Raw genomic sequence first — 12,114 nt, forward strand, 5'->3', positions numbered from 1 at the left:
TCAGTCTTTGTAAGCCCTTGGATTAAGGTGGTCGCGTAACCAATCACCTAACAAATTCATGGCCAGTATTAAAATGATCAAGGTGATGCTGGGAATCACACAGATCCACCAAGAGCCAGCAAACATATAGGCCACACCTTCTGAAATCAGTGAGCCTAAGGAAGGTTCGGTGGATGGCATTCCCAAACCTAAGAAAGATAGGGCAGCTTCAGCCACAATGGCATTGGCAATTTGTACCGTAAAAATGACCAATACCGGCGATAAGGTATTGGGTAAAATATGACGGAACATGATGCGAGTTTGACTGATGCCCATTACTCGAGCGGCATCCACATATTCTTTCTGCTTTTCAGCTAACACGGAAGCGCGAATGGTACGGGCAAACAGAGGCCATTCTGTGAGGCCAATCACCAGAATTAACACCAGCATGGCCAATTGTTGATACATGGCGATGCCAAAAATGGATTGAAAAATGGCCAAAAAGACAATGGCTACCATCATGTTGGAAAAAGACAACTGAATGTCGGCGCAGCGCATCAAAAAATTGTCGACACGACCGCCTAGGTAACCGGCAATTAAACCAATGCAAATGCCCAAACTGGCCTGCAAAATAACGGCACAGACGCCTATGGTTAAAGACAAACGCGTACCATAAAGAATAATGGAAAGCAGATCTCGACCTTGTCCATCCGTTCCCAACAAAAAGCGGTAATCTTGACTGATCCAGCTCGGTGCAATCTCAGCGTTAATTAAGTCCATAAAGGCCGGGTCGTCTACATCAAAAGGTGCGACCAATGGGGCCAATAGAGCCACTATGCAGTAGAAGATAAAAATAAACAGGGCCAACATGGCCAGTTTATCGCCAGCAAAGCCACTTAGCATATGGCGCCAACGGCTACCAGAGATGGGGGGTGAAAGGTCGTATTTTAAGGGCTTCATAATCCGTGACTCGCTACACGAACGGTTGGGTTGACTAGACCGTAAACTAAATCCACTAAGGTATTCATTACCACGAACATGCTGCCGACCACCAGTAGATAAGTGGAAATTAAAGGGGTGTCGACACGACTGACCGCATCCATGAACAAAAAGCCCATGCCTGGCCATTGGAAAATGGTTTCTGTCAGAATGGTATAGGCCACTAGGGTGCCAGCTTGAATGCCGCCTATGGTAATAATAGGGAGCATGGTGTTTTTAAGGGCATGGAAAAAATAAATACGTGGTGCGGACAGACCTTTAGACCAAGCGAATCGAATGTATTCGGACTGCAACACCTCACTCATTTCTGAGCGAATAAGACGAACAAAAATGGGGGTTAAGGCGATTGCTAAGGACAAACTGGGTAAGAGTAAGTGATTCAAACCATCCTTAGTAAAGAGGCCGCTTTCCCAAATGCCAAATAGCATGATGGTTTCCCCTCGGCCGAAGCTAGGCGCAAGATTCCATTGGACAGAAAACAAATACACCATAAAGATGGCAATGATAAAGATGGGAATCGACAAACCAATTGAACTAATGAACATGATCAAACGTGATAACACATGCCTTGGTTTGATGGCCGTAATGATGCCAAAAGGCGTAGCGATCAAGATGACAAGTAAAATGGCGCATAAAGCCAATTCTATGGTGGCAGGCACTTTTTTCAAAATCACATCGATAGTCGGTTCCTTGTAGTAGTAAGAAGTACCAAAATCCCCCGCTAGGGCATTTTTGGCGAATCTGGCGTATTGCACCAAGAAACCGTCGTTTAGCCCAAGTTCTTCCCGTAGCTGTTCTCGTACCTCAGGTGTGACCGTCATACCTACCATCTGGCGCACAGGGTCACCCAGCCTGTCCTGAATGGCAAAGCTGATGAGGCTGATGACGATTAACACAAAACAAGCTTGGATTAGACGTCGTATTAAAAACACTATCATCCGACTATCCCTTTGCGCATCTGCAAATTAACCATGTCCAGCAAACTGCAGAGGATGGCGCATTATTGTTCAATGAATAAATCTCCGATATAGGGATAGTTGCGATCATTAACTATGTCTTTGATTTTGACTTTATCTTTGGCGGCCCAAGTTAAATATTGCCAATACAGGGGAACCACTGCGGCCTCCTGATATAAGGTTTTCTCAATGCCTTGTAATAAACGCAGACGCCTTTCAGGATTGAGTTCTTGATTGGCTTGGCGAATATCATTGGTAATGCTCGGGTTGCAGTATTCACTGGCATTATAAGCGCCGAGACCGGTTTGCGCATCCCGACAAGCGATAATAAATTCAAACAAATTATTGGAATCGACTGTGTCAGATTGCCAGCCCAACATCATGATGTCGGCACTTCGGTCGTCAAATTCTTTAAAATATTGTGCCTTGGGCAAGGTTTTAAGATCCACCTTGATATTAATCTTAGCCAGCATTGCCGCCACGGCCTGAGCTACTTTTTCATCATTGGTGTAGCGATTATTGGGTGCCATCATACTGACACGAAATCCTTGCTCGTAACCGGCTTGCTGCATCAGTTGTTTGGCTTTCGCCAGATCGTATTCTGGTACTAGGTCTGCCACATGGCCAAGAAAGCGATCCGGACTGAGCTGGCCTGCTGGCGCTGCATAACCTCGCAGAATTTTCTCTACAATAAGATTTTGATTGATGGCCAGGTTAATGGCTTTTCGAACTCGTATGTCCTGAAATTCTTGACGCCTTTGCTGATTCATATGCAGCAATAAAATCCGCGTACTGGGCATGGTGACCAGTTGAATGCCTTTGGTGTTTTGGGTGCGTTTTATGTCGATGGGTGAAACGGGGAAAATAAAATCCACATCGCCAGACAGTAAAGCGGCAAGGCGAGTAGCGTCAGTATTAATGGGCGTGAAGATGAGTTTGTCTACATTGCCCGGTGAGTCAGTATCCCAATAATCTGGATTGCGTTTAAACTCAAGACGAGAGCCAAGTTCGCGTTTCTCTAATATAAATGGCCCTGTCCCAGACACATTACGAGAGGCAAAGGTTTCACCGTATTTGACTATCTCATCTTTACCTTGATAGAAGCGTCTGTCCATAGGAAAAACATAGGTCATGATGTTGAGTACTAAGGGGTTGGGTTTGGCACTATGAACATCAAGGGTAAAGTCGTCTATCAAGCTTACCGATTGTATGGTGTCGAACATGGCACGAAAATCCACGGAACCTTTAAGACGATTAATGGTATAGGCTACGTCTTTTGCAGTGAATGGATTACCAGTATGAAAACGCACATTTTTGCGTAACAGGAAGCGTGTAGTGGTTGGATTAATTTGTTGCCATTGGGTTGCCAATCTGGGTTCAAAGCTGCCATCTTGACGCCATCTTAATAATGGATCAAAAGTCAGATGGGAAAATTGCAATGTGCCCTCAGACAATTGTTCATGAGGATCCAGTGAAATAGGGTCGGCGTCAAAGGCCATTCTTAATGTCACAGACATAGCTTGGCTGCTGAAGAGCAAGCTCAGACAGCAAACAAATATAACCTTAACATTCATTTTTATGAGTTCTCTTTTGTAATGCTTTGCCTTCCATCTAGGGCAGAAGGTCTATTAGGTTTTCTCTAACGTCTTAATTTACTTTGTTTGTTTTTCTGATTTTGACCATATAGACAATCAGGGTATTCTGACAAACTTGTCATAAAAAAGACAGTTATCGAATAGTGCATGACGTATTTAGGTAATTTCCTCAGCATGGAATGATATTGCATGAATTATTTTGCTCATTTACACATTGCCAGCTTAACCCAAACATCCTGGGCAGGAAATTTATTGGGGGATTTTCCGGTGCAAGCGGCGGATCTGGAAGCAGATTTGCTCGAAGGTTGGCGCTTACATCAAATGGTGGATGTGTGGGTGGATGATCATCCAGCAAGTCAGAACTTTAGAGCTTTACCAAGGCAAGGACGCAGGCGATTTGCGGGTATTGTCCAAGACATTGCCATGGATTATTGGTTAATACGTTATTGGACTGACTTCAGTGACGAAGCTTTGAGCGATTTTTGTCAGCGTGCAGTATGCGGCTTGGCTGAAGACAAAGCACGTTGTCCCACTCGTTTACAAGGTATGATTGCTTCATTGGAAGCCTCTAACTGGCTGGCCAATTTAGGACGCCAAGAGGGGGTAGAGAGGGCCATTTATTCTATTATGCGCCGCTGGCGACATGGTCATCATTTACAGGCTTTTGTGGATGAGTTGCCCATGGTACTAGAACAAGCAGAGCAACCTTTTTTGCAACTCTATCCTGAGCTATTGGCTTTTATAACGGCACAAAAGAAAGCTACATAAAAAAGCCGAGGCTATCACACGCATAACCTCGGCGGAATGAGCCGCAATGGCTCGATCGAGAGAACAGTCAAACCCAATTCATCTCAGGTGCAGAAGTCTGAATGAGGGCGGATTCGACATTTTTAGTATAGAAGCAAGCCTAGGTTGACTGTGTTGATCTAAGTCAGTGGGTGGTGTCTTTTTAAGGAATCTTGTTAACGAAAAGGATTATATGAGGAATCAGTAACTTAGTTGCTAGGCTTGTGCTAGAATCCGCAGCCAGCAAGCAACGCAAAGTAAAATGGGGGAACTAGGGTGGGCGTTCAGTGGTATCCAGGACACATGAACAAGGCGCGTCGTGAAATCGAAGACGTGATGACGCAGGTCGACATCGTCATCGAAGTGTTGGATGCGCGTATTCCAGATTCCAGTCAAAACCCAATGCTGAATACTTTACGCGGTGAAGTACCCGTATTGCGTTTGCTCAATAAAAAAGACCTAGCAGATAAAACACGCTTACACCTTTGGTTGGAGCATTGGCGTGGTAATGACGGTATTTTGGCCCACCCTTTTTCCACGTTAGAAAAAAGCGATGTGGCTAAAATAAGCCAATGGGTTGCGCAAATGGTGCCTCATCGAGGTTCAGCGGAAAAGCCCATTCGTGCCATGATTGCCGGCATTCCAAATGTGGGTAAATCCAGTTTAATGAATGCCTTGCTAGGTCGACGAGTCGCCAAAGTGGGTGATGAACCTGCGGTGACCAAGGCCCAGCAAAAGTTGAAAGTAAAAGAAGGCTTTCAACTGTTAGACACACCGGGCATTTTGTGGCCGAAAATTGAAAACCCAGATGCCAGTTATCGTTTGGCGGTAACGGGTGCGGTGCGAGATACCGCCATTGATTATGAAGACGTGGCATTGGCTGGTCTGAAGTTCTTTATTGCCGATTATGTAGAGGCACTAACCACACGTTATAAGCTCAAAGAAGCGCCCAATGACCCTTATGAAACCTTAAAAATTATTGGTTCAAAACGTGGTGCACTTCGTTCTGGTGGTAAGGTGGATATGCACAAAGCCGCAGAAGTGTTTCTCAATGACGTTCGTACCGGAGCCATTGGCCCCTATGTTATGGAAACTCCCGACATGATTGCCGCAGAAGAATTATTGGTGGAAGAGGCCAAAGCCAAAAAAGAAGCGGAGCGCCAAGCCCGTTTGGCTGCTGCCGTACCTCAGCGCCAGCAAGCCAGCAATCAAGAATACCGTAGACAACAGCAAGACAAAGAGTGAGGTTTAAGGCCATGGATTATGAAATAGCCTTTGATCAGGAAGAAAACCAATACCGTATTTATACCGGCTATGAGTTTGCCGCTATTGGTGAATGGGTGAGTGAATATGTGCGCGAACTGGAAATGATGCAGCGCGTTCTTATGGCTGCTCGCTTGGCTGAAACAGAAAAAGAAAGCACAGAATTTGCTCATGGGCCATTCCGTGTGGTAATCAGTGAAGAAGGCGTGAATGTTGCTAGACAATTAGATTTAAACGCAGCAGAAGAAGAAATCAAAGCCATGTTCGATTCGCAAGACAGCTTTTACCAAACCTCAACCGATGGTATTCAAGCGGAATGTGGCTTAGAAGACTTGATAGAAATGATAGAAAACTGGCATGACGTGCTGCAATAGTTGTTCCATAAGCTGGCTAGGTTTACACTATTAGGTGTTTGAAATTTACGTATTTTTAGGGAGCCGATATGCTCATTGAGTTGGAAAAGGCACGCACTCGAAAAAATGTAGTGCGCATTTTTCGTGAAGAACTGGATGGCCCAGACAGCTGGTCAGATGGTTTTGTCGTGGATGCCAATGAAGAAATGGTTTTGCTCCAACTGGTAGATGACAGTGTGCGTCTTAATGGTTACCAAATCTTGTTTCTAGAAGACATTAGTGACTTCGCTCATCCGGCCCCTTTTAATGATTTTCAAAAACGTGTCTTAGCCCTTCGAGAAGAAGAAGTGGTGGATCCTGAAGTGGATCTAGACGATTTGGCTGTCTTGCTGATGGACATCAGCGAAGAATACGGCTTGGTTACCTTGCACCGTGAAGAAGTAGAGCCGGACAGCTGTGAAATTGGTCGCGTAATACGTGCCGATGCGGTGACCTATGAGTTGGAAGAAATTGGTTCTGATGCGCGTTGGTTTGACGATACCTTTGAATACGATTTATATGACATTACCCGTATTGAATTTGGTGGCGTGTATGAGGAAGCTTTACTCATGGCAAATGAAGACATGGGAGAAGATTCGTACGAATTAAGCACCGACTATGCGGAAGACTATTTAGACAAAGACTAAGCCTTTCATTATAAAAAGTGTTGAGAAAAACGCCATCTTAGGCGTTTTTTTATAAGTATTCTGAGCAACCCCATTTAAACTGAATACTTCATTTTAACTTAAAAAATGCCGTATTGTAGCAGAGTGGCGGCCATCAAAAGGAATGAAACTATGTCTCGTTGGGTGACGGTATTATTGAGTTTAATTGTGGTATCTGGCTGTGCGGCTTATGCCTCAAAACAGTTAGATTCGGTATTTGGTTCGGCCAGCCCTGAAAACCGCGATCAAGTTGTCTCACAACAAGAAGCCGATTTTTATCATCAGCAAGTCAAACCTATTCTCGATTCTCGCTGTGTATCCTGTCACGCTTGTTACGATGCCCCTTGTCAACTGAAATTAACCGCTTCTGCAGGCATTGAACGTGGTGGTTCCAAAGATCTTGTATACGATGGTACACGTCTGCTTGCGGCCACGCCTTCACGTTTGTTCATTGACGGCAAAACCACTGACGAATGGCGTGAGAAAGGCTTTCACCCTGTGTTAAATGAACGAGGTCAATCACCCGCTGCTAATCTTGAAGGCAGTTTGCTCTATCGCGCCATTGCCCTACGCCAGCAACAAGGGGACTTTAAACAAACCGTATTGGGGGATGAATACGATTTTTCTTTGGCCCGTGACCAGCAATGTGTAAGCATTGAAGAATACGATCAGTTTGAGCAGGATTACCCAAATTGGGGAATGCCTTATGGTTTACCGCAATTAACGGATGCGGAATATGATGTGCTAACGCGCTGGTTGGCAAACGGTGGCAAAATGCCCGCCCCAGCCCCTTTAACCCAAGCCTTACAAGAACAAGTTGACCTGTGGGAAAGCCGTTTAAATGGCGACAGCTTGAAAGATCAGTTGGTGGCGCGATACATTTATGAGCACCTGTATTTGTATTCCATGTACTTAGACGAAGGTGAAAAGTTCCGTTTTCGTTTAGTCCGTTCCAGCACACCGCCGGGTAAGCCTATTGATCGTATCGCCACACGTCGTCCTTATGATGACCCCGGTGTGGACAGGGTGTATTACCGCTTGTGGCTAGACCCAGAAGTGAAGGTGCAGAAAAATCACATTCCTATGCGCTTGGATGACGCCCGTTACCAACGTTGGCAATCTTTCTTCTATGGCATGGATTATCAAGTTACGTCCTTGCCAAGTTACCAGCCTGAAGTGGCCACCAACCCTTTCATGGCGTTCCGGGAAATACCGCCTTATGCACGTTATCGTTTCTTATTAGACCATGCCCAGAAAACCATCATGGCCTTTATCAAAGGCCCAGTATGTCGTGGTCAAGTAGCGGTTAACGTCATCAACGAACAGTTTTGGGTGTATTTCCTAGACCCTGAAATCGCCTATAACAATACCTCGGCAGACTTCCTTGAAAATCAGGCAGAAGACTTAGAAATGCCTGCGGTAGAATCCAGTAACACCTTGTCGATTGCTTCTTGGGTCATGTTCTCAGAGCAACAAAAATCTTATTTGTCAGCCAAAGCCAAGTTGATAAAACAAGATATCAATGAGCAGATTGCGCTGGATCTGAATTTAATTTGGGACGGCGATGGCAATAATCAAAATGCGGCCTTAACCATTTTCCGCCACTTCGATAATGCGTCTGTAGTACGTGGTATGGTAGGTCAACACCCTAAAACCGCTTGGGTGATAGATTATCCATTATTGGAGAGAATTCATTATCTGCTGGTGGCTGGGTTTGATGTCTATGGCAATGTAGGTCATCAGTTAGTGACGCGACTTTACATGGACTTTTTGCGTATGGAAGGGGAGATGAATTTCCTCATGCTGCTGCCAAAACAAGACAGAGAGCGTATTCGCCAGTATTGGTATCGTGATGCGAATCAAATTATTAAAGATTATATTTTTAGTGATTACATCAAGGTTGGGGTTCAATCCGATATCCAGTACAAGAGTTCAGATCGCCAAGCGGAGCTTTATGAGATGCTGCGCAGCAAGCTAGCGGCCATTCTTGATCATGGTTATGACCTGACGCAAAGCAAACTTGCGCAAGCGGACGTTAATGCGCTCTTGTCGTTGCAACAAGTGCGTGGCGGTGGCATTCAATATTTACCCAACTTAGTGACTGTGTTGGTGACTCGTCAAGGTGAGCCACTTGAAGTGTTGAGCTTGATTCACAATAAAGCCCATGCCAACATTTCCAGCTTGTTGGATGAAGCGTCCACTCGTTTGCCGCAAGAAGACGGCGTGACCCTAGCCAAAGGGGTATTGGGGGATTACCCAAATGCGCTTATGCAGGTGGAAGAATCTGAGTTACAAAACTGGGTGAAGCAAATCGCCACCCTGAAAACTCGACAAGACTATGTTGCCTTGTTAAACACTTTTGGTATTCGTCGTACTCATCCAAACTTCTGGCAAGTGAGCGATGCCATTGCTCGACTGAATAAACAAGACAGACCCAGAGAAAGTGGCATCTTGGACTTCAATCGTCTGGAAAATCGATAAAGTAAAAAAGCGCATTGGGTAAGTTTCACGATTTGCTGCATGATTGGTGACTTGTAACTGAGCCGCTAAGGGCCAAGTATCAGGGTATCTTTTATAATCTTTGAGTAGGTTTTATGATTCCTTTCTCCATTCTGGATCTTGCGCCCGTTGCCGAAGGCCATACGGTTGCAGACTCCTTCAAAATGAGCGTCAAAATGGCGCAGACCGCTGAAGCCTTAGGGTATAAGCGCTTTTGGTTGGCTGAACATCACGGTATGGCTGGCGTCGCAAGTTCGGCTACCGCCGTGGTCTTGTCGCACCTTGGCGCACACACCAAATACATTCGTCTTGGCTCGGGTGGCGTCATGTTGCCCAATCATTCCCCTTTGGTGATTGCCGAACAGTTTGGCACCTTGGCTGAACTTTACCCGCAGCGTATTGATTTGGGCTTAGGGCGTGCACCTGGTACCGATATGAAGACGGCGCGCGCCTTGCGCCGTAACATGGACGCCAATGTGGATTCCTATCCTGACGATGTGCGAGAGCTGCAAGGCTATCTCAGTGACCAAGAGAAGGGCATTCGTGCCGTGCCGGGCTTTGGCACACAGGTACCTATCTGGATGCTAGGCTCCAGCTTGTACAGTGCCCAAGTGGCGGCGCAATTTGGTTTGCCATACTCCTTTGCTTCCCACTTTGCGCCCGATCAACTACACCAAGCCTTAACCATCTATCGACGTCATTTCAACGCCGCCGAAGAGGGCGATCAACCTTATGCTATGGCGGGTGTTATGGCCGTAGTGGCCGACACAGACGAAGAAGCACAATACCTGTTCACCTCAGCACAACAACAATTTGTCAACTTGCGCCGAGACCGCAACCGTCCTTTCCCAAGCCCCGTGGATTCCATGGAAAGCATTTGGTCTGTCAGTGAAAAACACATGGTGGAACACATGCTGCAATACGCCGTGGTCGGATCAAAAGCCTCCGTGGCCTTTCAATTAGAGCGCTTCATAGAAAACACAGGCATAGACGAACTCATCATCTCCATGCCGATTCACGATGCCGACGCAAGGCTGAAATCACTGCGCTTGATGGCAGAAGTGAGAGAAGAGATGGTGGGGTAGAGTGTTAATATCTGGGTAAGGCCAGACTCATTTGATTATCCTTATAAAGATATTTGTTGAGGACTTTAAGTAATTGTTATAGCTTTATAATTTCAAAGATTTGTTCACTGTGGATGGAGTAATTATGAAGTTAAAACTGTGTTTGCTTGCTGTTATTTTTGTTGTGTTAAGTGGTTGTGCCTCTACTCCTACCCCCACCCCGTCATCGCCTTATATAGCCATTAATCAGCCATACTTTGATACTCATGAAGTCAGTTATGGCAGCGTCGAAGTTAATGTGACCAGCACGAATGAAGAAAAAGCGACGAAAGCTGGCTATATGAGCAGTGAAGAGGTCAGTAGCTATCTTAAAGACAAAATCACTAAAGACATAAAAGCACACAATCTTTATGACGCAGTTGGTTTGTCTGTGCGCATAAATTTAAAACTAGATAGGGCTTATCATTTTGCGGTGTCTAGTAATATGGCAGGATGGAATTATTTAGCAAAAGTCGAAGTATTAAAAGGTCAAGAAGTACTCGCCAGTTATCATGAAAAGGCTAACCTTATAAATACAGGTTTTGTTGCAGTATTTAAAGATATGTTCGTTAGTAATTCGGATAATGAGAAACTATATGTAGACAAAGCTGCTGAAGATATTTTGGCAAACCTACCTCAATGGCAATAAATTTCCTTACCTAGAGTTTTTTATAATCAGCACAGTTTTACACTGTGCTGATTTTTTTATACTAGTTTGTTTTGTATCGATTGATACTGCTTATCTTCAGGTTAAGGGGCCTAACCTCTCTGGTTATTATCAGGAAAAGCGGCCACTTACGCTTAAGCTTAATTTAACTCTGATTCCAATTATTTAAGGGGCTGATATCTTTAGTTTGCCCCCTTTTACTTTCTCTGAGTCCCTTATCATGAGGCAACTTGAAGCGACAAAGAAAGGAAATTTTCATCCCTTTCAATCACCCTATACCCAAGAGATTTGTAGAAGCTTACCGCCGCTTCATTTCTAACAAAGCTTGATAAGGTTATGTGACCACGCCCTTGCTCAAGCGCGATTTTGTGAACCAGGTTCATGACCCTTTTACCCAGTTTTTGATTTTGAAATTCAGGAAAAATAATGAGTAAATGTACATGAAGTGCATTGCTGTAAGGCTTGAAGCATAGCATGCCAACTTTCGTGTGATTGAAATAAATCCAATGAAACCAATGAGGCTCATAATCATTTTTCAAACGATTGACCTGAAACTCATCACACCAACCAAATACGGCATCAACATGAGAATAAATTCCTTGTTTAACAACAGAAAATAGACTTTCAAACTCATTACTTTCTATTTGTATTAGTTGAATCTCCATATAAATCGACCAACCTTTACTAGACAATTTATTACCGATAATTCCCCAGATTTTCGCAAATCAGAGGTGGCATATTAGCAGCAGCTACAACACTAATTTCTCAGTTTTCTATAATCTTATAGATAATTAAATTTAAAGGGCAGAGTAAAGCTATTTTAATTTTTCTCTGACCCTAATTATTACTAGCTGTCTTCTTTGCCACCAGAACTGCTGATATCTAAGCTCGGACTATTGTCGGAATTGGCAGTGGCGCTATTCTTTGGTGCGATTATAGATTTCAAAAATAAAAGCTCAAGCAACCTTGATCTAGATCCCGCTGAGGAGTGAATAATTGGAGATGATTTTATTTGAGAAATGGCAAAACCAAGCACAACCAAGGCCCCAAAGAAAGGCACTACAATTACAAATAATGCTTGAACAGCCAACTGAAATGGCTCGAACATATCGGTTTTAACGGCATAATAAATGGCCATAGTATCTAGGTATACCAACAAAAGTACTAAAACTAAAATTACGTAGAATTGGTTCATTTAATTCACCTAGCG

12 protein-coding genes are annotated in these 12,114 nt (G+C 44.4%); 7 read left to right on the forward strand and 5 right to left on the reverse strand.

Translation table 11 applies throughout. The features are described 5' to 3' along the window. The 3 genes from ABXS85_RS00070 to ABXS85_RS00080 all read right to left on the reverse strand — a co-directional run bounded on the left by ABXS85_RS00070 (window position 1) and on the right by ABXS85_RS00080 (window position 3,451). Complete coding sequence (locus ABXS85_RS00070) at window positions 1–939, reverse strand: ABC transporter permease (RefSeq protein ID WP_353668009.1); 939 nt, start codon at window positions 937–939, stop codon at window positions 1–3. Continuing rightward, a complete protein-coding gene (locus ABXS85_RS00075) occupies window positions 936–1,916 on the reverse strand; it encodes an ABC transporter permease (protein ID WP_353668010.1) in 981 nt (326 codons plus the stop codon). Before ABXS85_RS00075 ends, ABXS85_RS00070 begins: the two co-directional genes overlap by 4 nt. A gap of 62 nt (window positions 1,917–1,978) precedes the next feature. Beyond that, window positions 1,979–3,451 (reverse strand): ABC transporter substrate-binding protein, encoded by a 1,473-nt coding sequence (locus ABXS85_RS00080; RefSeq protein ID WP_353668011.1) that lies wholly within the window; start codon window positions 3,449–3,451, stop codon window positions 1,979–1,981. Window positions 3,452–3,718: 267 nt separating this feature from the next. On the opposite strand from ABXS85_RS00080, the gene ABXS85_RS00085 reads away from it, so the two are divergent. The 7 genes from ABXS85_RS00085 (at window position 3,719) to ABXS85_RS00115 (ending at window position 10,886) form a co-directional block, all read left to right on the forward strand. Further along, entirely contained in the window at window positions 3,719–4,297 is a 579-nt protein-coding gene (locus ABXS85_RS00085; protein ID WP_353668012.1) for an ACP phosphodiesterase, read from the forward strand. 294 nt (window positions 4,298–4,591) lie between these two features. Next, window positions 4,592–5,560 (forward strand): ribosome biogenesis GTPase YlqF, encoded by a 969-nt coding sequence (gene ylqF, locus ABXS85_RS00090; protein ID WP_353668013.1) that lies wholly within the window; start codon window positions 4,592–4,594, stop codon window positions 5,558–5,560. 11 nt (window positions 5,561–5,571) lie between these two features. Continuing rightward, window positions 5,572–5,952: a YacL family protein gene (locus ABXS85_RS00095; protein ID WP_353668014.1), complete on the forward strand. Its 381-nt coding sequence runs from the start codon at window positions 5,572–5,574 to the stop codon at window positions 5,950–5,952. Window positions 5,953–6,020: 68 nt separating this feature from the next. Further along, the gene (locus ABXS85_RS00100; RefSeq protein ID WP_353668015.1) at window positions 6,021–6,617 is read left to right on the forward strand and encodes a hypothetical protein; all 597 of its coding nucleotides are present in this window, start codon (window positions 6,021–6,023) and stop codon (window positions 6,615–6,617) included. 150 nt (window positions 6,618–6,767) lie between these two features. Further along, entirely contained in the window at window positions 6,768–9,116 is a 2,349-nt protein-coding gene (locus ABXS85_RS00105; RefSeq protein WP_353668016.1) for a fatty acid cis/trans isomerase, read from the forward strand. Between the two features lie 113 nt (window positions 9,117–9,229). Next, window positions 9,230–10,219, forward strand: coding sequence for an LLM class flavin-dependent oxidoreductase (locus ABXS85_RS00110; protein WP_353668017.1), 990 nt, complete (start codon window positions 9,230–9,232; stop codon window positions 10,217–10,219). 124 nt (window positions 10,220–10,343) lie between these two features. Then, on the forward strand, window positions 10,344–10,886 hold the full coding sequence (locus ABXS85_RS00115; RefSeq protein WP_353668018.1) for a hypothetical protein: 543 nt from the start codon (window positions 10,344–10,346) through the stop codon (window positions 10,884–10,886). Window positions 10,887–11,122: 236 nt separating this feature from the next. Here the strand turns inward: ABXS85_RS00115 and ABXS85_RS00120 are convergent, their stop codons facing one another. After that, window positions 11,123–11,569 (reverse strand): GNAT family N-acetyltransferase, encoded by a 447-nt coding sequence (locus ABXS85_RS00120; protein ID WP_353668019.1) that lies wholly within the window; start codon window positions 11,567–11,569, stop codon window positions 11,123–11,125. A gap of 182 nt (window positions 11,570–11,751) precedes the next feature. Then, window positions 11,752–12,099 (reverse strand): hypothetical protein, encoded by a 348-nt coding sequence (locus ABXS85_RS00125; RefSeq protein WP_353668020.1) that lies wholly within the window; start codon window positions 12,097–12,099, stop codon window positions 11,752–11,754. Window positions 12,100–12,114 lie beyond the last annotated feature (15 nt).

Source organism: Marinomonas sp. THO17, from assembly GCF_040436405.1.
Lineage (GTDB): Bacteria > Pseudomonadota > Gammaproteobacteria > Pseudomonadales > Marinomonadaceae > Marinomonas.

Coding starts and splice junctions, on each gene's coding strand:
- ABXS85_RS00115 (WP_353668018.1), top strand. CDS start 10,344: ATGAAGTTAAAACTGTGTTTGCTTGCTGTTATTTTTGTTGTGTTAAGT.
- ABXS85_RS00120 (WP_353668019.1), bottom strand. CDS start 11,569: ATGGAGATTCAACTAATACAAATAGAAAGTAATGAGTTTGAAAGTCTA.
- ABXS85_RS00100 (WP_353668015.1), top strand. CDS start 6,021: ATGCTCATTGAGTTGGAAAAGGCACGCACTCGAAAAAATGTAGTGCGC.
- ABXS85_RS00085 (WP_353668012.1), top strand. CDS start 3,719: ATGAATTATTTTGCTCATTTACACATTGCCAGCTTAACCCAAACATCC.
- ABXS85_RS00110 (WP_353668017.1), top strand. CDS start 9,230: ATGATTCCTTTCTCCATTCTGGATCTTGCGCCCGTTGCCGAAGGCCAT.
- ABXS85_RS00095 (WP_353668014.1), top strand. CDS start 5,572: ATGGATTATGAAATAGCCTTTGATCAGGAAGAAAACCAATACCGTATT.
- ABXS85_RS00105 (WP_353668016.1), top strand. CDS start 6,768: ATGTCTCGTTGGGTGACGGTATTATTGAGTTTAATTGTGGTATCTGGC.
- ABXS85_RS00070 (WP_353668009.1), bottom strand. CDS start 939: ATGAAGCCCTTAAAATACGACCTTTCACCCCCCATCTCTGGTAGCCGT.
- ABXS85_RS00080 (WP_353668011.1), bottom strand. CDS start 3,451: ATGTCTGTGACATTAAGAATGGCCTTTGACGCCGACCCTATTTCACTG.
- ABXS85_RS00075 (WP_353668010.1), bottom strand. CDS start 1,916: ATGATAGTGTTTTTAATACGACGTCTAATCCAAGCTTGTTTTGTGTTA.
- ABXS85_RS00125 (WP_353668020.1), bottom strand. CDS start 12,099: ATGAACCAATTCTACGTAATTTTAGTTTTAGTACTTTTGTTGGTATAC.